This window comes from Nonomuraea sp. NPDC049400, from assembly GCF_044466425.1.
Classification (GTDB): Bacteria; Actinomycetota; Actinomycetes; order Streptosporangiales; family Streptosporangiaceae; genus Nonomuraea.
Map to the genome: position 1 here is coordinate 112,125 of NZ_JBITMP010000020.1, position 20,655 is coordinate 132,779.

General features: G+C 72.6%; 19 protein-coding genes. 9 read left to right on the forward strand and 10 right to left on the reverse strand.

Features of this window, described 5'->3' with window-relative positions:
* The first annotated feature begins 19 nt into the window (after positions 1-19).
* Positions 20-739 carry a PA14 domain-containing protein gene (locus ACIBVN_RS29765; protein WP_397141906.1) on the forward strand — a complete coding sequence of 240 codons (720 nt, stop codon included), beginning with the start codon at positions 20-22 and terminating at the stop codon, positions 737-739.
* A 93-nt stretch (positions 740-832) separates the two neighbouring features.
* On the opposite strand, the gene ACIBVN_RS29770 is transcribed toward ACIBVN_RS29765, so the two are convergent.
* Both ACIBVN_RS29770 and ACIBVN_RS29775 read right to left on the reverse strand, forming a co-directional pair.
* Positions 833-967, reverse strand: a complete 135-nt coding sequence (locus ACIBVN_RS29770; RefSeq protein WP_397141908.1) for a hypothetical protein — start codon at positions 965-967, stop codon at positions 833-835.
* 57 nt (positions 968-1,024) lie between these two features.
* Positions 1,025-1,603, reverse strand: a complete 579-nt coding sequence (locus ACIBVN_RS29775) for a TetR/AcrR family transcriptional regulator (protein WP_397141910.1) — start codon at positions 1,601-1,603, stop codon at positions 1,025-1,027.
* A gap of 92 nt (positions 1,604-1,695) precedes the next feature.
* Between ACIBVN_RS29775 and ACIBVN_RS29780 the strand changes: the two genes are divergently transcribed.
* Complete coding sequence (locus ACIBVN_RS29780; RefSeq protein ID WP_397141912.1) at positions 1,696-2,616, forward strand: TIGR03620 family F420-dependent LLM class oxidoreductase; 921 nt, start codon at positions 1,696-1,698, stop codon at positions 2,614-2,616.
* 19 nt (positions 2,617-2,635) lie between these two features.
* On the opposite strand, the gene ACIBVN_RS29785 is transcribed toward ACIBVN_RS29780, so the two are convergent.
* From ACIBVN_RS29785 to ACIBVN_RS29800, 4 genes are all read right to left on the reverse strand, one after another.
* Complete coding sequence (locus tag ACIBVN_RS29785) at positions 2,636-4,651, reverse strand: M14 family metallopeptidase (protein ID WP_397141914.1); 2,016 nt, start codon at positions 4,649-4,651, stop codon at positions 2,636-2,638.
* A 131-nt stretch (positions 4,652-4,782) separates the two neighbouring features.
* Entirely contained in the window at positions 4,783-5,679 is an 897-nt protein-coding gene (locus ACIBVN_RS29790; protein ID WP_397141916.1) for a hypothetical protein, read from the reverse strand.
* A complete protein-coding gene (locus tag ACIBVN_RS29795; RefSeq protein WP_397141918.1) occupies positions 5,676-6,173 on the reverse strand; it encodes an FGGY-family carbohydrate kinase in 498 nt (165 codons plus the stop codon). The genes ACIBVN_RS29790 and ACIBVN_RS29795 overlap by 4 nt, the downstream gene beginning before the upstream one ends.
* Before the next feature lie 25 nt (positions 6,174-6,198).
* The gene (locus tag ACIBVN_RS29800) at positions 6,199-7,179 is read right to left on the reverse strand and encodes an L-fuculokinase (RefSeq protein WP_397141920.1); all 981 of its coding nucleotides are present in this window, start codon (positions 7,177-7,179) and stop codon (positions 6,199-6,201) included.
* 148 nt (positions 7,180-7,327) lie between these two features.
* Between ACIBVN_RS29800 and ACIBVN_RS29805 the strand changes: the two genes are divergently transcribed.
* Positions 7,328-7,843 (forward strand): GNAT family N-acetyltransferase, encoded by a 516-nt coding sequence (locus ACIBVN_RS29805; RefSeq protein ID WP_397141922.1) that lies wholly within the window; start codon positions 7,328-7,330, stop codon positions 7,841-7,843.
* A 46-nt stretch (positions 7,844-7,889) separates the two neighbouring features.
* Here ACIBVN_RS29805 and fusA read toward each other — a convergent pair whose 3' ends face one another.
* Positions 7,890-9,926: an elongation factor G gene (gene fusA / locus ACIBVN_RS29810; RefSeq protein ID WP_397141924.1), complete on the reverse strand. Its 2,037-nt coding sequence runs from the start codon at positions 9,924-9,926 to the stop codon at positions 7,890-7,892.
* Between the two features lie 388 nt (positions 9,927-10,314).
* Between fusA and ACIBVN_RS29815 the strand changes: the two genes are divergently transcribed.
* Together ACIBVN_RS29815 and ACIBVN_RS29820 are read left to right on the forward strand one after the other, a co-directional pair.
* The gene (locus ACIBVN_RS29815; RefSeq protein WP_397141926.1) at positions 10,315-11,031 is read left to right on the forward strand and encodes a GNAT family N-acetyltransferase; all 717 of its coding nucleotides are present in this window, start codon (positions 10,315-10,317) and stop codon (positions 11,029-11,031) included.
* Positions 11,028-12,134 (forward strand): 1-acyl-sn-glycerol-3-phosphate acyltransferase, encoded by a 1,107-nt coding sequence (locus ACIBVN_RS29820; protein ID WP_397141928.1) that lies wholly within the window; start codon positions 11,028-11,030, stop codon positions 12,132-12,134. Before ACIBVN_RS29815 ends, ACIBVN_RS29820 begins: the two co-directional genes overlap by 4 nt.
* A 27-nt stretch (positions 12,135-12,161) precedes the next feature.
* On the opposite strand, the gene ACIBVN_RS29825 is transcribed toward ACIBVN_RS29820, so the two are convergent.
* Entirely contained in the window at positions 12,162-13,439 is a 1,278-nt protein-coding gene (locus ACIBVN_RS29825; protein WP_397141930.1) for an MFS transporter, read from the reverse strand.
* A gap of 280 nt (positions 13,440-13,719) precedes the next feature.
* On the opposite strand from ACIBVN_RS29825, the gene ACIBVN_RS29830 reads away from it, so the two are divergent.
* The gene (locus tag ACIBVN_RS29830) at positions 13,720-14,448 is read left to right on the forward strand and encodes a FadR/GntR family transcriptional regulator (RefSeq protein ID WP_397141932.1); all 729 of its coding nucleotides are present in this window, start codon (positions 13,720-13,722) and stop codon (positions 14,446-14,448) included.
* Here ACIBVN_RS29830 and ACIBVN_RS29835 read toward each other — a convergent pair.
* Entirely contained in the window at positions 14,421-15,728 is a 1,308-nt protein-coding gene (locus ACIBVN_RS29835) for an L-fuconate dehydratase (protein WP_397141934.1), read from the reverse strand. The two genes, ACIBVN_RS29830 and ACIBVN_RS29835, sit on opposite strands and share 28 nt — an antisense overlap.
* 156 nt (positions 15,729-15,884) lie before the next feature.
* On the opposite strand from ACIBVN_RS29835, the gene ACIBVN_RS29840 reads away from it, so the two are divergent.
* Entirely contained in the window at positions 15,885-16,925 is a 1,041-nt protein-coding gene (locus ACIBVN_RS29840; RefSeq protein ID WP_397141936.1) for a zinc-binding dehydrogenase, read from the forward strand.
* Positions 16,922-17,683 (forward strand): 2-dehydro-3-deoxy-D-gluconate 5-dehydrogenase KduD, encoded by a 762-nt coding sequence (gene kduD / locus ACIBVN_RS29845; protein WP_397141938.1) that lies wholly within the window; start codon positions 16,922-16,924, stop codon positions 17,681-17,683. The genes ACIBVN_RS29840 and kduD overlap by 4 nt, the downstream gene beginning before the upstream one ends.
* Positions 17,684-17,866: 183 nt before the next feature.
* Here kduD and ACIBVN_RS29850 read toward each other — a convergent pair whose 3' ends face one another.
* Positions 17,867-18,709 (reverse strand): transglutaminase-like domain-containing protein, encoded by an 843-nt coding sequence (locus ACIBVN_RS29850; protein ID WP_397141940.1) that lies wholly within the window; start codon positions 18,707-18,709, stop codon positions 17,867-17,869.
* A gap of 171 nt (positions 18,710-18,880) precedes the next feature.
* Here ACIBVN_RS29850 and ACIBVN_RS29855 point away from each other — a divergent pair, with 171 nt between their 5' ends.
* Positions 18,881-20,602, forward strand: a complete 1,722-nt coding sequence (locus ACIBVN_RS29855; protein WP_397141942.1) for an FAD/NAD(P)-binding protein — start codon at positions 18,881-18,883, stop codon at positions 20,600-20,602.
* Positions 20,603-20,655: the final 53 nt, after the last annotated feature.

Here is a 20,655-nt window from a genome sequence, read left to right on the forward strand (position 1 = left end):
ACGTTAACACGGCATCGGAATGTTCACCGGCGAGGGCCTGTTCAGGCCGTTCGGCACGACCATGGTGCAGGCGACGGCCGACAGCGACCTCCTGCACGTGTTCGCCTCCGACGCGGCCAAGAACGTCGTGCTCGTCAACGTCGGCACCGAGCCGCTGGACACCACGCTCACGTTCACCGGCCTGACGGCGGGCACGGCCGCGATCTGGCAGAGCACCGCCGCCGCGTGGACCCCGCACCGCGCGGGCACGGTCACCGTCGCCGGCGGCAAGGGCACGCTCACGCTTCCCGCGGGCTCGGTCACGACCCTGGTCGTCGACCAGCAGGGCCTGTCGGCGACGTACTTCGACAACGCCGACCTGACCGCGCCCAAGCTCACCCGGATCGACCCCGGCGTGAACTTCGACTGGGGCGCGAACGCCCCCGACCCGGCCGTGTCCGCCGACACGTTCAGCGTGCGCTGGACCGGCAAGGTGATCGCGGACCGCGCGGAGACGTGCACCTTCATCACCACGAGCGACGACGGCGTCCGGCTCTGGGTGGACGGCACGCTCGTCGTGGACAACTGGAGCGACCACTCCAAGCGTGACGACAGCGGCCAGATCGCGCTGACCGCCGGAGCGCACGACATCAAGATGGAGTTCTACGACAGCGGCTACGACGCCATCGCCCAGCTCCGCTGGTCCAGCCCCACGATCACGCGCCAGACCATTCCCGCGGACAAGCTGCTCGCGAGCTGACCTGACCCTCGGCCGCTGCGGCCGGGAATGGTTCTTCCTGGCCGCAGCATGGGCCATTTACCGGATGAACGCTAAAAAAGAAGAGCTGCCCTATTAATCGGCCCGTGATCCGCCGCCCGCGCGGCGCACCTCATCGTCGACCACGAGCCTTTCATCTTCCGCGACACCGTCGCCGCGGCCCTGCTCGGCGAGCGCGCCGAGGAGCTGCTCGGCTACCACCGGATGCACGGCGACCACCTCGTGCTGTCCGGCACGCGCGCCCAGTCATCGCCCGCAGTGCCACCGTCACGAGCGCGGGCTGAAGCCTTCGGCCCGGCCCCCGGCGAGGCGGAGGCCGTCGAGTGTCAGCATGAGCAGGCGCTCGGCGCGGCCGGCGTCGGCGGCCCCCTGGGCGATGCCCGCGGCCAGCTCCACCAGGTCGGCGGCCTCGACGTCGGCCCGTACGGATCCGTCCCGCTGAGCCGGGCCGAGCACCCGCTCGGCGGCGTCGCGCAGCATCGCCCAGCAGTCCACCCCCGCCGAGGAGGGGGCGGCCACCATCATCCGCGCGCCCAGCCCTCGGTCGGTCATGGCGTGCACGACCAGCAGGCGCAGCCAGGCGACCAGCGCCTCGCCGGGCGGCATGGCCTCGGCCAGCTCGTCCGCCCGCGCGCGCAACCTGGCCAGCCGCCCCTCGGACACGGCGGCCAGCAGCGCGTCGCGAGTGGGGAAGTGCCGGTAGAGCGTCCCGGGCCCTACTCCGGCCCGCCGCGCGATCTCGTTCAGAGACGCGTCGGGCCCTTCCTCGGCGATCACGGCCATGGCCGCGGTCACCAGCAGGTCGCGGTTGCGTCGCGCGTCGGCGCGGATGGGTCGCGTCTGCACGGGGCACTCCTGACGGGTTGAAGCGGAGAGGTTCTCCACATTATAGTCTCAAGCTATCCGGAGAACCTCTCCGGAAACTCGAGGGGAGACCCATGACCAGCACGCACAAGGACGGTGGCCCGCGCCTCGGCAGGGTCGGTGTCTGGACGTTCGCCTTCGACGGACGGCCTGTGGGAGAGCTGCGCGACGCGGCCGCCGAGATCGAAGAGCTCGGCTACGGCGCCCTGTGGTTCGGCGAGGGGTTCGGGCGCGACTCGGTCAGCCAGGCGTGGCTGCTCCTGTCAGCCACCCGCCGGATCACGGTGGCGGCCGGCATCGCGAACATCGCGCTGCGCGACCCGATCTCCATGGCCGCCGCCGAGCGCGCGCTCAACGAGGCGCATCCCAGCCGGTACCTGCTGGGCCTCGGCGGGCATCGGGTGAGCGACACGCCGATCCCGATGGACGGCTACCTGATCCCCAGCCTCGGCAAGGCGGTGGACACGATGGGCGCCTACCTCGACGCTATGGACGCCATCCCGCTGAGCTCGCCTCCGCCGCCGCGCCCGCCGCACCGGATGCTGGCCGCGCTCGGCCCCAAGATGCTGGCCCTGGCGGCACGGCGCACACTGGGCGCACACACGTACTTCGTGCCCGTCGACCACACCGCGCGGGCCAGGAAGATCATGGGGCCGGACGCGCTGCTCGCGGTGGAACAGGCCGTGGTGCTCGACCACGACCTTGACCGGGCGCGCGAGGTCGCCAGGGAGCACGTGTCCGGCTACCGCGACGCCGCCCCGCACCAGATCGCCAACCTGCGGCGGCTCGGCTTCGGCGAGGACGAGATCGCGCACGGCAGCGACAGGCTGGTCGACGCGATCGTGGCCTACGGCGGCGCGGAGGAGATCGAGAAACGGGTCCGCGACCACTTCGACGCGGGCGCCGACCACGTGTGCCTGCAGGTGCTCACGGCGCGCTCCGGCGAGCTCCCGCTCGCGCAGTGGCGCGAACTGTCCCACCTGACAGCCCTGTGAGTCACGGTCGGCCCGCGCCCTACCGCAGGTCCCGGAAGTCGGCGGCGACCCCGACCAGCGAGATCAGCCCGGAGGCGAACTCCATGGCCTCGGCGTGCCCCTCCGCGAACGGCGGCTGGAAGCCCACGCCCTCCCACGCCCGCGTCTCGGGGTTCCACAGGTCGGCGCCCACCTCGAAGTCCCACCCGTAGACGCCGTAGTCGTACCAGAGCTCGTCGGCGGAGTTCCCGGCGGCCGAGTAGAGCACGTCCGTGACCGGCCCCGTCTGCTGGGGCCAGGTGACGGTGCCGCGCTCGGCGGCGATGGCCTCCTCGATCGTGCGGGCCGAGCGCAGGAAGTACGCCTCCTGCTGCGCCGTTGGCCTGGGCAGGGTGACGCGGCCGGCGAGCTTGTAGGCGCCGGGCGGCCACATGAAGTAGCCGCCGTAGCTGTGCACGTTCATGGCGAACCGGATGTTGCGGTACGTCTGCGCCAGCCACATGACGTTGCGGCTCTCGGGCTCGGAGTGCTCGCCGGGCCCCGCGTACGTGCCGCTCTGGCAGTTGGCCGAGGCGCCGGCGTACCCGTCGGACAGCGAGCCGGCGGCGTAGTTGCGGTTGACGTCCACGCCCCAGGTGTTGCGCAGCGCCGGGTCGGACTGCTGCGGCGGGCAGTGGTTCGTCATGTTCTTCCGCTGGGCGTTGAAGTCGTAGAAGCTGTAGTTCGCGCCGTCCGGGTTGACCGTCGGCACGAGGAAGACGTCGGTGCGTTCCAGCAGCGCGCGGGTGGCCTGGTCGCGGGCGTGGTTGCGCAGCAGCCGCTCGGCCGCCTCGACGACGACCAGGGGCGTCACCCACTCGCGGGCGTGCTCCTGGGCGTAGGCCAGCACGCCGGTGCGCGTGCCGTCGCGGTGCGCGCCGATGCGCAGGGCCAGCACCCGCGCGGGCGCCCGGGGCACGTCGGCCGGCGCGCGGAGGAAGTCGCTGAGCCGGGTGGGCGGCGCGGGCGCCATGACTGCGGCGCCCGGGTCCGCGCGGTAGGTCGTGGCCTTGACACCGGTGCCTCCGGTGGCGCTGATCGCGGCGGCCACCTGGGCGGCGGTGCTGATCGGCGCGCCCGAGCCGTCGGTGGCCAGGCTGACGGTGATGAGCTTGCCGTTCACGGTGACCTGCAGCGCCCTGCCGGGCGCGCCCGGGTCGGCCAGCTCGACGGCCAGGTCGTTGCCGCCGTCCGAGCCGTAGGCGTCGGAGGTGACGACGACCGCGGCGGCGGGCGGCGTGCCGATCAGGGCCTGGGCGTGCCGCCGGTATCCGTTGGTCGCGTGCGGCAGCGTGATCAGCTCGGTGAGCTTGGGGAAGCGCCGGTGCAGCGCCCTGATCCGCTCGTTGAGCTGCGCGGGCGGCATGTACTGGGTGACGAAGTCCTTCTGGTAGCCGGGTCCCGCCCGGTCCGGCCGTTCGCCGTCGGGCCACGCCTTGACCTTCGCCTCGGCCGTGCCGCCGGCGGCCGAGGTGACGGTGACCCACTGCGGCCGGCTTCCGGCCGGCACCGGGTCGCCGAACTGGTGGCCCAGGTACGCGCCCGCGTCCACGTACGCGACCATCGGCGCCCGGCGGGGCGAGCCGTCCTTGCCCTTCCACGTCACGGTGAGCGTGGCGGCCTCGCCGGCGCTGCTGGACGCCTCCACGGACAGGAAGTACCCGTGGCGGGACTTGAACCAGACCGCCCGCTCGACGACCAGCTGGTCCTTCTCCGTGGTGGCCGTCGCCTTGGGCGGGGGCGGCGTCTCCGGAGCCAGGGCCGCGCCGAGTGCCTGGTAGGCCGCGAGCTGGCTGGGCGTGACCACCGCGTCCACCTGGACGCTGCCGTCCGGCTGCGGCCGCATCCGCTCGGTGAGGTCGGCGCCCGCGCCCGCCAGCCGCTCCATCGCCGTCCGGTCCGGCACGGAGAGGGTGACCAGCGAGGCCGGCTCCGGATCGGCCGGCCCTCCGGCCGGCGCCGCGACGGACGGTGCCGAGAAGTTCGCGGCGGCGAACGTCGTGAGAACGATCAGCAAAGCGACAGCGGACGCCCGCAAGCCACGCATCGGCCCCTCCAGGGATCACCCGTATGAGGCTCAATTGAAAGCTGCCTTGATCGAACGGGCAAGGACCGCCGCCCGTCCGGCGGAAAGACGCCGGAGATGATTCAGCGGGCGTACCACGGGCGGGCGTGGTCATCGACGATCGAGGCCAGCTGCCGCAGGCGGGGCACGGAACGGGCGCGCAGCTCGGCGGCCACGTCGCCGGAGCCGACCACGTCGCTCCAGATGGCCCGCCCGGCGAGCATCCCGGAGGCCCCCGCGCGGCAGGCGGCCCGCACGGCGGCGGGGAAGTCGTCCCGCTCGACGCCCTGGGAGAGCACCACCCACGGCACCGGGATCACCTCGTCGAGCCGCGCGCACTCCTCGACCAGCCGCTCCTCGGGCGCGGCCCCGCCGAGCGGGACCTGCGCCTTGTAGAGGCTGGGCCGCAGCCCGGCCAGCTCCCGGGCGGCCTGGCGGATCGCGGCAGGCCCGTCGAAGGCGCCGCCGGCGTGAGCCGGGGGCCTGGCCACGCCTTCCAGGACGGAGAGCAGTCCCGCGCCGGCGCAGCGCCGTACGAACTCGGCGGCGATCTCCAGCCGCCGCCCGCGGTGCTCGTCGTCACGCCAGATCAGCAGCAGCTTGGCGGCCACGGCGCCGGCCCGGCGGGCGGCGGCCAGATCGACCCGCTCATCGATGGAGGTGTCCTCGACGGGACCGTCAGGGTCCTGCCGGAGGCGGTCCACGGCGACGATCAAGCCGCCGGGGACCAGGCCCTCGGCGGCCACCCGGCCGAACCCGTAGTCCTGGTCGATCAGGAAACCCGAGGCGTGCGGCCCGACCTCGCGCGCCACCGCCAGCTTGAACCCGGTCAAGGTCTCATCGCCCGCGCGCTCGCCCGTCGCCGCCGCGAACATCTGCCTGAGGCTCTCGCGCTGATCCATCGCCACCATGGCGAACCCACCGGAGGGGCGGGCCAGCAGGCCGAGCGCCGGCGCGGGGGTGGTCTGCGGACTGGTCATGAGTGCTCCGATCCGGTGGAGGCTGGTCGTCTGGGCGCACGGGCCGAGGCCAGGAAGCGCTCGTACAGGGGGAGGTAGGCGGCGGCGAGGCCGGGGTCGTGCGGCGGAACGTCGCGGGGGAGCAGGGGCACGTCGTGGAGCGAGCCGCCGGCCTGCCCGGCGATCAGCGCCGCACCGGCGCACACCGCGTCGCCGGAGCGCACCACCTCGACGGGAACGGGCGCCACCGCAGCCTTGACCCGCATCCAGAGCGGGATCCTGACCTGACCGCCGAGGACCACGAGGCGCTCGGGGACGGTGCGGGTCACGGCGGTGAGCTCGTCGAGCATCCAGCGGGCATGCAGGCAGGTGCCCTCGATGGCGGCCGCCAGCAGGTCGCCCGGTGTGTGCTCGGGCCTGAGCCCCGACACCGTCACGCGGCGGTCGCGGTCGGGCGCGGGCGCGACCCGGCCCCGCAGGTACGGCTCCACGACGATCCCCGTCGGCAGCCGCACCCCGTCCAGCAGCTCCGGCAGGGCGTCATACCCGGCCCGGCCGGCGGCCGAGGTGGCATGCTCGCCCGTCTGGGGCGGGAAGGCGGCGCGCGCCGCCTCCGGGCGCCACCAGGCCGAGCAGCCAGTCGATCATGGCGCCGCTCGTGGGGAGCCCGCCGACCACCACGGTGCGGGCGCCGTCCAGCGACGGGTCGGTCGTGATGCCGAGGGCCAGCGCGGTGCGCGGGTCCGGCCGGGTGTCCGACAGCACCATCACCGCCTCCGCCGTGCCGAGGGAGTCGGCCACGTCGCCGGGACGCCGCACCCCCGCCGCCCACGACCCCACCGCGTGGTCGTGCCCCGCGATCACCACGGGGACGCCGGCCGCCACCCCGCTCACCTGGGCGGTCAGCGGGCCGACCGGCTCCACCGCCCCGGCCGTGGGAGGCAGCTGCTCGACCCGCAGCCCCGCCAGCGCCAGCAGGTCCGCGTCGTAGGTCCTGGCCCCGGCGTCATAGGCCAGGGTGCGGGCGGCCAGCGTCTCGTGCGTCCGCAGCCGGCCCGTGAGCGCGTACGCGACGGCGTCGGGCGCGTGCGCCCACCACCGCATCGACCCCAGCACGTCCGGTGAGTTGGCCCGCAGCCACAGCCACTTGGCCAGCGGCGACTTGGGGTCGGCCCGGCGGCCGGTCAGCGCGTACAGAGCCTCGGCGTCCCGGCTCAGCCTGGCGGCCTCCCGCGTGGCGCGGGGGTCGTTCCACCACAGCAGCGGGGTGAGCGGCAGGCCGGACCCGTCCAGCGGGACGCCGGTCTCGGCCATGCCCGCGATCCCGATCGCGTCCGGCCCGCGCCCGGCCCGTCCTGCGCACTCGCCAAGCGCCCGCGACACGGCGGCGACGAGGGCGGGCAGCTCGCGCGGGGTGGCCTGGCGCACCGATGCGACGCAGGCGCCCCGCTCGTCGAAGAAGCCCACCTTGACGTGAGTGGTGCCCACGTCGATCCCTGCCAGCAGCGCTCGCCGTGCCACCTTGTCACTATAAAAGGGACGCGGTCGAGTGCCTGGTGACCGACGCCGTGCCGGATGGGTTCACGGGAGTTCGCGTGGAGATCGCCTAGTCTGCTATTGTTTCCGCACTGCTCAAGCCTCCCGGCCTTCCGCCCGGGAGGCTTTTTTCATGCCTATTGATCATTCCGTGCTCGACTTCTCCGTGCGGCTCGCGACCGGCGCCGACTACGCCACGGTGGAACGCCTCTGGCTGATGTTCCGCCACGACATGTCGGAGTTCCAAGGAGGGCTGCCCAATCCCGACGGCACGTTCAGGAGCGAACGGCTCCACTCGGCCTTCCACGACCCCGGCTGGGCGCCGTACCTCATCACCAGCGGCGACCACCCCGTGGGGCTGGCGTTCGTCCGTGCCCTGGACGGTCCGGCGCGGGTGCTGAACAGCTTCTTCGTGGTACGCGGCGCGCGCAGAGGCGGGATCGGGCTGTGCGCCATCAAGGAGATCGTCGCCCGCCACCCGGGAAACTGGGAGATCGCCTTCCAGGACGCCAACGTGGGCGCCGTGGCCTTCTGGCGGCGCGTGGCCACGGAGATCGCCGGAGACGACTGGACCGAGGAGCGCAGGCCCGTGCCGAACCTGCCCAACGACCCGCCGGACGTGTGGATCTCCTTCAAGACGGCCGTCTGAGCGGAACGGCCCCGCCCGCGCGGGCGGGCGGGGCCATCCCCGGGCTCTACCGTGCCGGGGCATAACCGGCGGGCCTGGTGGTGAACGTGCCGCGGCCCTGCGTACGGCTACGCAGCCGGGTCGCGTACCCGAACACCTCGGCCAGCGGGACCACGGCCGTGATCACCACCGTGCCGCCCCGGGCCGCCGAGCCCGAGATCCGGCCGCGCCGGGCCGCCAGGTCGCCCAGCACGCCGCCGGCCGTGTCGCCGGGCACGGTGACCGTGACCTCCACCACCGGCTCGAGCAGCTCCATCGCGCAGGCCCGCAGCGCCTCGCGCAGCGCGAGCCGCCCCGCCGTGCGGAACGCCAGGTCCGAGGAGTCCTTCGGATGGGTGGCCCCGTCGGTCAGCGTGACCCGCAGTCCGGTCACCGGGTGGCCGCCGAGCGGCCCGCCGGCCAGGGCGTCCCGGCAGCCGGCCTCGACCGCCCGCACGTACTCGCGCGGCACCCGGCCGCCGACCACGGTCGAGCCGAACTCGAAGCCGCCGCCGCCCGGCTCGCCGTCCAGCGGCGCCACGTCCAGCACGACGTGGGCGAACTGCCCCGCGCCGCCGTCCTGCTTGACGTGCCGGTACAGCAGCCCGGACACCCCGCGCACCACCGTCTCCCGCAGCGCCACCTGCGGGCGGCCCACGGCGACGGCCAGCCCGTGGTCGCGCCGGAGCTTCTCCGCCGCGATCTCCAGGTGCAGCTCGCCCATCCCGGACAGCAGCGTCTGCCCGGTCTCGGCGTCCGTGCGGACGGCCAGAGACGGATCCTCCTCGGCCAGCCGAGCCAGCGCCGAGGCCAGCCGGGCGGCGTCGATGCTCCGGCAGGCCTCGATCGCCACGGACACGACCGGCTCCGCCGCGCTCGGCGGTTCGAGCACGAGCGGCGCCTCGGGCGCGCACAGGGTGCTCCCGGTGCGGGCCGACTTCAGCCCGGCCACCGCGACGATGTCACCGGCGACCGCCTGGTCCACCTCGGCGTGCCGGTCGGCCTGCACGCGCAGGATGCGGCTGACGCGTTCGGCGCGGCCCGTGCCGGTGTCCAGCACCGTGTCCCCCTTCCGCATCGTTCCCGAGTACACGCGCACGTACGTCAGCCGCCCGGTGGCGGTCGAGCTCACCTTGAACGCCAGCGCGGCCAGCGGCGCCCGCGGGTCCGCGGCCCGTTCCGCGCCGTCCCCGCCGTGCACCGCGGGCACGTCCAGCGGCGACGGCAGGTAGGCCACCACGGCGTCGAGCAGCGGCTCGATCCCGCGGTCGCGGTACGCGGACCCGCACAGCACCACCAGGCCCTCGCCGCCACGGGTCAGGTCGCGCAGCGCGGCGGCCAGCGTCCGGTCCGAGATCGACGGCAGCGCGCAGAACTCCTCCAGCGCGTCCGCGTGCAACTCGGCCACCGACTCCTCCAGCAGCCTGCGCCGCCGCCGCGCCTCCTCCAGCAGGTCCTCGGGCACCGGTCCTTCCTGGCACGCGCCGCCCGCCCAGACGAGCGCGCGCATCCGGACCAGGTCGACGACTCCGGCGAACCGGTCCTCCTGCCCGATCGGCAGCTGGACCACCAGCGGGGCCTTGTGCAGCCGGCGGCGGATCGACTCGACCGCCGCGTCCAGGTCGGCGCCGGCCCGGTCCAGCTTGTTGACGAACGCGATGCGCGGCACGCCGTACCGGTCGGCCCGCCGCCACACGGACTCGCTCTGCGGCTCGACGCCCGCGACGGCGTCGAACACCGCGATCGCGCCGTCGAGCACCCGCAGCGAGCGCTCCACCTCGTCGGAGAAGTCGACATGGCCGGGGGTGTCGATCAGGTTGACGCGGTGCCCGTCCCAGGCGCAGCTCACCGCGGCGGCGAAGATCGTGATGCCGCGGTCGCGCTCCTGGGGGTCGAAATCGGTGACGGTCGTGCCGTCGTGCACCTCGCCGCGCTTGTACGTGGCGCCGGCGAGGTACAGCATCCGCTCGGTGACGGTGGTCTTGCCGGCGTCGACGTGGGCGAGAATGCCGAGGTTGCGTACGACGGCCAGCGGGTTGGATTGTTTCGAGAGGTGAGCACGCACAGCCCATGACCCTTTCGGGGCGTTACTGAAAAAGGGACAGCGCGATTTCCCCAGACGGGACAGCCCGGGATGGCGGGTCAGGTGTTCGTCAGGGCATCGTCCAGTGGCGGGCGCGCAGCCGGCACCGGGGCGACGGAGACACCAGGATCACCTCGTGGCGCGACGGAGGAACGACGGCAGCGGTGCTGTGGCGCACGGCCGTTCTCCTCTCCCTCGTCGATGATCATTGGCGAGTGTAGTGAAGGGAGCGCGGGCGAAGAAAGCGATTTATTTCCGCTGTGTGTGAGGTTCACCACGAGGTCGCCTGACTGCCCCCGATGAGAGACTCAGCCGTCATTTCGGCATGTCGACATAGGCGCGAGACGTTTTCATGGAAGGACGCGCGCCCATGACGATCACTCTTGACACCGGGCGGTACACGGTCGGCATGGCCACCAGCGCCGCCGACGTGCAGGCCGCGCAGCGACTCCGGCACGAGGTCTTCGCCGGCGAGATGGGGGCGCGGCTCGACAGCCCGGTCTCCGGTCTCGACGTGGACAGGTTCGACGCCTACTGCGACCACCTCCTCGTACGCGACGGCCACGAAGTCGTCGGCACCTACCGGCTGCTTCCCCCGGGGCGTACCGACCGGCTCTACTCCGACGCCGAGTTCGACCTGGCCAACCTCGCGCCGATCAGGAACGGCCTGGTGGAGGCGGGCCGCACCTGCGTGCACCCCGATCACCGGGGCGGCGCGGTGGTCGCGCTGATGTGGGCGGGCATCGCCCGGTACATGCTCTCCGGCGGCCACCAGTGGCTGGCGGGCTGCTGCTCGGTGCCGCTCGACGACCGGGGCGCGCTGGCCGCCACGGTGGTGGAGCGGGTGCCGCTCGGGCCGGAGGAGTACCGGGTCACGCCGCGCACACCGTGGCGTCCGCAGAGCGCGGCCCCTTCGGACCGGTTCGTGCCACCGGCCCTCCTGCGCGGCTACCTGCGGCTGGGGTCGTGGGTGTGCGGGGCGCCCGCGCACGACCGTGACTTCGGCACCGCGGACTTCTTCGTCCTGCTCTCGATGGCCAACGTGAACACCCGCTACCTGCGGTACTTCCTCGGAGAGTCGCTGTGAGCGCTGTCGCGACCAAGGCACCGACCTCGCCGTCGGCGCCCACCTCACCGGAGGCGCCGACTTCACCTAGCGCGCTGACCGCACTTAGCGCGCCGACCTCACAAAAGGCGCCGGACCCCGCCAGGGCGCCGGACCCCGCCAGGGCACAGGACCCCTGGCGCCCGCTCGGCCCTTGCACCACGGACACCTGCGTGGAGGCCGCGGCCGCCGTCGCCGGGTCCGTGCGCCTCGCGGCCCGGCTGGTCGCGGCGTTCGTGGTGCTGCTCGCCGGGGTGCCGATGTCCCTGGTGGGGCGGGTACGGACGGCGTGGCGGGCGGAGCTCACGATGGCCTGGGCGCGACTGCTCCTGCGCGCGCTCGGCGTCCGGCTCGAGATCATGATGCCGGGAACCAGCGCTGCGCCGAAAGCAGGTGCGGCTACCGGCAGCGGTGCGGCGCGGGAAGCGGGTGCGGTGTCCGGCAGCGGTGCGGCGCTGGCAACCTGCGCGGTGCCGGTGTCGGACGGCGGGGTGGCGTCGGAGAGGGGTGCTCTGGTCGTGGCGAACCACGTGTCCTGGCTCGACCCGCTCGTCCTCGCGGCCACGGTGCCGTCCCGGCCGCTCGCCAAGCGGGAGATCGGCGAGTGGCCCTTCATCCGCACGCTGGCCGCCGGCTCGGGCGTGCTGTTCATCGACAGGGAGCGGCTTTCAGCCCTGCCCTCGGCCGTCGCCGCGGTCGCCGACGCCCTCAGGGCGGGCGACACCGTGGTCGCCTTCCCTGAGGGCACCACCTGGTGCGGACGCGGGATGGGACGGTTCCGCCCGGCCGTGTTCCAGGCGGCGGTGGACACGGGCGCCCCGGTCCGCCCGGCCGTGCTGCGCTACCGCGAAGGGGCGGCGACCTCGACCCGCGCCTGCTACGTCGGGGACGACTCGCTGCTCGCCTCCATCGTCCGGGTGGCCGCGACCCGGGACCTGGCCGTGGAGGTCACGCTCTTCGCCCCCGTACGGCCCGCCGCGCCCGCGGGCAGGCGGCCGCAGGCACGCGCGGCCCTGGCGAGGATCTCCGAGACCCGCGTACGCGCCAACGTGCGCGAACCACACCACCACGGGGTGGGCGGGTGAGGCTGCCGCCGGGCCTGATCCGGTGTTTCAGGAGCCGCTCGTGCCGGCCGGGGCCGGGCCGGCGAGCTTGAGCGGCTCGATCCGGCCCATGATCACCAGGTAGTTGACCGCACCCACGAGGGCGATCACCCCGATCACCAGCAGCGGCACGACGAACGACCCCGTGGCGTCGACCAGCGCGCCCACCACGATCGGCGTGATGATCCCGGCGAAGTTGGACGCGAAGTTCTGGACACCGCCGATGGACCCGACGTGCCTGGAGCTGGGCGCGACGTCGGCGGGGAGCGACCAGATGCCGGTGCCCGCGACGGTGAGGCTGCCGTACGAGATCGACAGCAGGGTCAGCGCCATCCACGCCTCCGGCACCAGCGCCGCGAACATGATCACCGACCCGCCGGCCAGCCCGCCGACGATGACCGTCTTGCGTACCCGGGTGACCGAGGCGCCCCTGCGGATGGCCCGGTCGGCCAGCAAGCCGCCGGCCCAGCCGGACAGCACCGCGAACAGGCCCGGGACGGCCCCGAAGAAGCCGAGCTTGAGCAGGGAGAAACCGCGCTCGGTCACGAGGTACGTCGGGAAGAAGGTGATGAAGAAGTAGATGACGCTGTTCAGGCAGAAGAAGCCGAACATCATGCTGAGCACGGTGCGGTAGCGGAACAACGACCGCCACGGGATCCGCGTGGCCTCTTCGGCGTCGGTGTCCGCGGTGCGGGCGCCGCCGCCCTCGATGTACTCGACCTCGGCGGCGTTCGCGCCCGGGTGCTGCCGCGGGTCGCGGTAGAACTTCCACCAGATCAGCGCCCAGACGACCCCGATCGCGCCGATGACGACGAAGACGGCACGCCAGTGCAGCAGCGCGATGAGGCCGGTCACCACGGGGAGCGCGATGACCGCCCCGACCCTCGAGCCGGAGTCCCAGATGCTGGTGGCGAAGGCGCGCTCCCTGGTCGGGAACCAGGTGCCCACGACCTTGGCCGCGGTGCTGGGAGCCGGGCTCTCACCCGCGCCGAGCAGGAAACGGAGCGTGATGAGGGACCAGAAGCCGCGGGCGAGCCCGGTCATGGCGGTGAAGATCGACCACCACACCGCGGCGAGGAAGAAGGAACGCCGCGGTCCGACCTTGTCCACGTACCATCCGGCGAAGAGCTGGCAGGCGTCATAGGCCCAGAAGAAGGCGGCGAAGACCATGCCCTGCTGCGTCGCGGTCAGGTGGAAGTCCTCGCCCATGAACGGCAGCGCGACGCTGAGGCTCGCGCGGTCGAGATAGTTGATCGACAGACCGGCGAAGGCCAGCCAGATGATCATCCATCGGACCCGGGTCGTTCCTGTGCGCTGAGTGACCGGTGGGGGATGCGCTTGCGCCATTGCGACGCCTCCTTCGTGCAGGTGGAGGAGCCGCCGGTGGTGCCCTGATGAATGGCAGCGATGACCTCCGGCAGCTTTTCGGAATCATCTGATGAATATTGTGGATATGTCAAGGTTTCCGCCATATTTCCCCCATCCAACTGCCTCCTCTCGTCAGATTGATCTGATGATTGGTTGGCGGTCCGGTGGCGGGCTTCGGTGCGGGTCTTAGACTTGTCGGATGACTATCCGCGAGGCGCGCGCATCGCAGTCCGACATCGTGGTCGAGGGCATCAAGCGCATGATCATCAACGGCGTGCTGACGGCGGGATCGCGCCTTCCCGTGGAGAAGGATCTGGCCGCCCAGCTCGGCGTCTCGCGCGGCTCTCTGCGCGAAGGGGTTCGCGCGCTGGTCATCACCGGGGTGCTGGAGACCCGGCAGGGCGACGGCACGTACGTGACCGCGCTCGACCCGGGGATACTGCTGAGTCCGATCGGGTTCCTGGTCGACCTCCACCGCCCGGAGAACGTCGCCGACCTGCAGGCCGTGCGGCGCGTGCTGGAGACGGAGGCCGTGGGGCGCGCCGCGATGCGCGTCACCGAGGAGGAGCTCGACCGGGCGGGGCAGATCCTGGCGTCCATGGAGCTGCTGCTCCAGGCCGAGCCCATCGACCATGAGGCGGTCATGAACGCCGACGTCATGTTCCACCGCCTCATCGCCGCGGCGTCACGCAACACGACGCTGGAAGCGCTGATCGAGGCGCTGGCCAGCCGCACCGTGCGGGCCCGCCTGTGGCGGGCCATCAACGCGGAGCGGGCCGAGTCCGACACCCACAAGGAGCATCAGGCGATCCTCGAGGCGCTCAAGAGGCGCGATCCCGACGCCGCCCGGCTACGGATGGGGGTGCACCTGCTCGCGGTGGAGCAGTATCTTTCGGCGCATCAGGACTCCGTGACCTTGGCCCAGTAGTCGCCGCCGGGGAAGGTGAACGTCTCCAGCGTGGCGTCGTGCATCCGGGCGCTGTAGCCAGGCTGGTCCGGCAGCACGTACGCGCCGTTCTTGACGACGCACGGGTCCACGAAGTGCTCGTGCAGGTGGTCGACGTACTCCGTCACCCGGTTCTCGAGCGAGCCCGACACGGCGACGTAGTCGAAGATCGACAGATGCTGGACCAGCTCGCAGAGGCCGACGCCGCCCGCGTGCGGGCACACCGGCACGCCGAACTTCTTGGCCATCAGGTACACCGCGAGGATCTCGTTCACGCTGGCGAGCCTGGCGGAGTCGAGCTGGCAGAAGTCGATGGCCTCGGCCTGGAACATCTGCTTGAACAGGACCCGGTTCATCCCGTGCTCGCCGGTGGCCACGCCGATGGGCGCGACGGCCGAACGGACCGCGGCGTGGCCGAGGATGTCGTCGGGGCTGGTGGGCTCCTCGATCCACAGCGGCTTGAACTCCGCGAGCGCGCGTACCCACTCGATCGCCTGCGGCACGTCCCAGACCTGGTTGGCGTCGATCATCAGGTTGGCGTCGTAGCCGATCACCTCGCGGGCGATGCGCAGCCGGCGGATGTCGTCGTCGAGGTTGGCGCCGACCTTCAGCTTCACGTGCTTGTATCCGGCGTCGACGGCCTCCTGGCACAGCCGCCGCAGCTTCTCGTCGGAGTATCCGAGCCAGCCCGCGCTGGTCGTGTAGCACGGGTAGCCGGTCTGGGCCAGCTCGGCGACGCGGTCGGCGCGGGTCGGCTCCAGCTCCTTGAGCAGCGCCACCGCCTCGTCGCGGGTGAGCACGTCCGACAGGTACGACAGGTCGGCGACATCGGCCAGTTCCTCCGAGGTCATGTCGACCAGGAGCCGCCAGAGCGGCTTGCCCGCGACCCGGGCCGCCAGGTCCCACACGGCGTTCATGACCGCGGCCATGGCCAGGTGCTCGACGCCCTTCTCCGGCCCCAGCCAGCGTAGTTGCGAGTCGGACTTGAGCCTGCGGTAGACGCCGCCCAGGTCCTGCACCACGTCCTCCACCGCCAGGCCGATCAGGGGGAGGCCCCGCTGCTCGGCGGCGAGCACGCAGATGTCGTTGCCCCTGCCGATCGTGAACGTGAAGCCGAAGCCGGACAGGTCCGGATCGTCGGTCCTGATCACGACGTAGGCGGCCGAGTAGTCGCCGTCCTTGTTCATCGCGTCGGAGCCGTCCTGGCTCAATGACGTCGGGAAGCGTACGTCGTAGACGTCGACGCCGATGATTGCGGTCATTCACCTCTCCTGCCTCAGGTCGATCGTCGCCAGAATACATCTGACGACTGCTCGCCATAAACTGCCATTGCGGGGATAATTTCCCCAGATCTAGCATCTTTCATCTGATGTTTGCCGGGTACTCCTGTGTATGCTGCTGTCCGCGACACCAGAACGATGGGAGCCCGAACGGTGCTGACCGCCAACTACGTGGGGGACCGGAAGATCGAGATCCGGGAGGCCGATCCGTCGCCCCCGAAGGCCGGCCAGGTGCAGATCCAGGTCGCCTACACCGGCATCTGCGGCACGGACCTGCACATCCTCCACGGACACATGGACGCCAGAGTGAAACGGCCCGCCATCGTCGGCCACGAGATGAGCGGCGTCATCGCCGGGGTGGGCGACGGAGTGAGCGGGTGGGCCCCCGGTGATCATGTCACCGTCATGCCGCTGGACTGGGACGGCACCTGTCCCGCATGCCGCGCGGGCAACCAGCACATCTGCCAGAACCTCAACTTCGTCGGCATCGACTCTCCCGGCGCCCTCCAGGGTCTGTGGAACGTCGACGCCGATCTCCTGGTCCCCCTCCCCGCCACCCTCCGCCTGGACCACGCGGCGCTGGTCGAGCCCGTGGCGGTCGCCGTTCACGACGTACGGCGCGCCGAGCTCGCGCCGGGCGACCGCGTGGTGGTCGTCGGCGGCGGGCCCATCGGCGTGCTCATCGCCGCGGTAGCCCGGCACGAGGGCGCCGAGGTGGTGGTCGTGGAGATCGACCCGCTGCGCAGGCAGGCCGCGGCGGCCCTGGGGTTCCAGGTGCTCGACCCCTCGGCCACCGACCAGGTCGGCTGGGTCGAGGAATGGACTCAGGGAGCCGGCGCGGACGTGGCGTTCGAGGTGTCCGGCGCGGCGGCGGCGATCCTCGGCGTGACGGACCTGGTGAAGGTGCGGGGCACCGTCGTCGTGGTGGCCATCCACCCGCAGCCCAGACCGGTCAACCTGCAGCGCGTCTTCTGGCGTGAGCTGCGGCTGCTGGGCGCGCGCGTCTACCAGCGCGCCGACTTCGAGCGCGCCGTCGAGCTGCTCGCCACGGGGGTGATCCCGGCCGGCGACCTGATCACCGGGATCGTGCCGATCTCCGGGACGGCGGACGCGTTCGCGGCCCTGGAGTCGGGGCGGGCCATGAAGATCCTCGTCGACGTCTCAGGGGGTACGGCATGAGCACGGAACTTTTCGATTTGACCGGGAGCACGGCCGTCGTGACGGGCGCGCGCCGCGGCCTCGGCCTGGCCATGGCCGAGGCGCTGGCTAGGGCGGGCGCCGACATCATCGGCGTCAGCGCGGCCATGGAGCCGTCGGGCAGCGAGGTGGCGCGCCGCGTGGAAGCGGCGGGGCGGACCTTCACCCCGTTCCAGGCTGACTTTTCCGACCGGGAGGCCGTCACCGAGCTGGCCGCTCACCTCGAAGGGCTCGGCGTCGACATCCTGGTGAACAACGCGGGCACCATCGAGCGCGAGCCCGCCGCCCAGCACTCGATCAAGCTGTGGGACGAGGTCATCGAGACCAACCTCAACAGCCAGTTCGTGCTCAGCCAGGCCGTCGGCCGGTCGATGATCGAGCGCGGCCGCGGCAAGATCATCTTTGTCGCGTCGCTGCTGAGCTTCCAGGGCGGCATCAACGTGCCCGGCTACACCGCGTCCAAGTCGGCGATCGCGGGGCTGACGAAGGCGCTGGCCAACGAGTGGATGCCGAAGGGCGTGAACGTCAACGCCATCGCCCCCGGCTACATCGCCACGGACAACACGCAGGCGCTCCGGGACGACCCCGACCGCAGCAGGTCCATCCTGGAACGCATCCCGGCCGGCCGGTGGGGAGCGGCGAGCGACCTCGGCGGCGCCGCGGTGTTCCTGGCGAGCCGCGCCTCCGACTACGTCTCCGGCATCGTGCTCCCCGTGGACGGCGGCTGGCTCGCCCGCTGACCGGCCACCCGCTGACCGGCCGCCCGCTGATCGACCGCCCGCTGCGCCGCCGGCCGGTGTGCTCCCCGCCAGGCGTGCACACCGGCGCGGTGGCCGGGCATACGCCGCCGCGCCCGTGACCACGGCGGATCTGGGGCGCCCTCTGGCCGCGTGCCGCCAACGGCCTCGCGGCCACGGCGGTGTTCAGCGGATCTCGTCCGGAACCCGCAGCTCCGCGTTGTGGTAGAGCCGGTCGGCGGCGTCCGGGCTGTCCGCCGCGCAGGCGGCCGCGACCTCGTCGATCAGCTTGTCGTAGTCGGGGCCCGTCTCGCCCTGGTAAGAGGCGGTCATCCGGCCCCACTCGTCCCAAGGCAGCGTCTCCATCTTGCACAGCGCGGCCAGGTCGCGGATCGCGTTGCCCCGGATCTCGGCCACGCCCCACGCGTGCGTCGTCCCCCAGACTCCGAACGTGTCCGGATCCACCGCGCCCTCCCGGTAGAGCGTCCACGCCTCGCCGCCGGTCAGGAACTCTCCCGGCGCCAGGTCCTCTGGGCGGGCCACCAGGTCGCCGCCGAGGATCTCGCTGTCGACGCGCACCCATCGCCCCTCGCCGGCGTGCCAGTATTCGGTGATCCAGTGGTCGAGGTGCTTGCCAGGGACGAAGTAGGTGGCGAACCCGCACCGTGCCCGGGCCGGGATGCCGCCCAGGCGGAGCAGCGCGCAGCTCAGCGTGGCGAAGTGGCGGCAGGTGCCGACCACCCGCAGCCGCGCGGGGCGCGGGGTGGTGAGCGGCGCCGGGTCGAGCCGGGCCAGCGCCTCGACGATGGCGCTCGTGGGCCGCAGGTTCTTCTCCGCCATGCGCTCCTCGGGGACGGGCAGCGCGGCGGCGTCATGCGGCTGGATGACGAGCCCGGTCGCGACCCGGCAGATCTCCACCGGATCGGCGGGCAGGGCGGCGGCCAGGGCCGATTGGCCGGCGTCCAGTGTGGTGAAGGGGCCTGGGCGGGCGTAGTCGATGACCATGCCGGAGACCTTAGCCAGCGCCATCGACAAGCGGGGTGCTGCCGCTCGCCCATGCGCGCGCGGGACGCCGAGTTGACGATCATCCCCATAATACCTACTGTTTAGATAGGTATTCTGCGAGAGCGCCCCTGAGGGGACGGTGCGGCGCGTCGTGGAGACCACGGGACTGCAGGGCGGGTGGGGGAGGTGGTCGGGGTGGGTGCTGTCGCGGTGATCGGGGCCGGCCCCACGGGGACGTCGCTCGTGGAGCGGATCTGCGCCAACGCCGCGGAGCTACGCGGAGACCACGTGCTGGACGTGCACGTGGTGGACCCGTACCCGCACGGCGCGGGCCGCGTCTGGCGGGCGGACCAGCCCGAGCTGCTGTGGGCCAACTCCATGGCCGGCGACATCACGCTCTTCACCGACCGGTCGGTGCGCTGCGAGGGGCCGGTCCGGCCGGGGCCGTCGCTGGCCGAGTGGCTCGGCTGCGAGCCCGGGTTCTTCGCGCCCCGCCCGGTCCTGAGCCGCTACCTCTCCTTCGCCTTCGACCGCGCCGTACGCACCGCCCCGCGCAACGTGCGGGTACACCTGCACCGGGACACGGCGGTCGGCCTCGCCGACCTGCGCGGGGGCCAGCGGGTGGAGCTGTCCGGCGGGCGAGCGCTGGAGGTGGACGCGGTCGTGCTGGCACAGGGCCACCACGGCGTGCTGCCCTCGCCGCAGGAGGCCGTGGAGGCGGAGTTCGCCGCCCGGCACGGCCTGGCGTACCTCCCCACCGGGTACGCCGCCGACCTCGACCCGGGAGCGATCCCGGCGGGGGAGCCGGTGCTCGCGCGGGGCGCCGGGCTGGCGTTCATCGACCTGATGGTGCTGCTCACGTCGGGCCGCGGTGGCCGGTTCGTCCGGCACGACGGGGAGCTGCACTACGTGCCCGGCGGGGCGGAGCCGCGGCTGTACGTGGGATCGCGCAGGGGCGTGCCGTACCACGCCAAGGCCGGCTACCGGCTGACCGCCCCACCGCCGGGCCTGCCCAGGTTCCTCAGCCCGGACGCGCCTCCGGAGGACCTGCGGCGGGCGGTGGCCAAGGAGCTGGCGTACGCGTACTACTTCGAGCTGTTCAACGCGCACCCGTCGCGCACCCGGATCGGGTGGGAGGAGTTCGAGCCCGCCTTCGCGCGGGCCGAGTGGGGCGGGAAGGAGGTGCGCGCGCTCGTCACCAAGTCCGTCCCCAGGTTCGCCGACCGGCTGAACCTGGAGCGGCTGGAGCGGCCCTTGCAGGGGATGCGGTTCGGCGACCTGGCGGGGCTGGGGCGGTGGATGTCCGGCTACCTGGCGGCCGACCTGGAACGGCGGGCCGATCCGGCGCACAGCGCGGACCTGGCGATGATCCACGCACTGAACGCCCTGCGCGGCGTGCTGCCCGAGGACCCCTGGTTCCAGGAGCTGTTCAACTACTTCGCCAGCGGCCCGCCCGCACCCCGGCTGGAGGAGCTGCGGGCGCTGGCGCGGGCGGGGGTGGTCACCTTCCTGGGCGCGGGGACGCGGGTCACGCAGGACGATCGTGCGGGAGTGTGGCGGGCGGTCAGCGCGACCGTGCCGGGTGCGGTCGAGGCGCGAGCCCTGGTGGAGGCCCGGCTGCCGGATCCGGCCGTGGCCCGCAGCACCGACCCGCTCGTCGCCGCGCTGCACGTCCGGGGCGAGTGCCGCGAGTCGGCCGGCTGCCTGGACGTACGGCTCCCGGACCACCGCCTGGTGAACCGGGCCGGCGCCGCCCATCCCCGCCGCTTCGCCCTGGGACCGTGGACGGTGGGCGGCCGCGGCACGGCGGGCTTCGCACGGCCCGGCGCCGACGCCCCGCTCTTCCGCCACACGGATGCCCTGGCCAGGACCCTCCTGGGCCTGACGGCCGGCGCCCGCCTCCGTCCGGCGGCCTGACTCCCGCATGCGTGGCTTCTGCCCATCGGACAGACGCCGATCCGGGAGCGGCG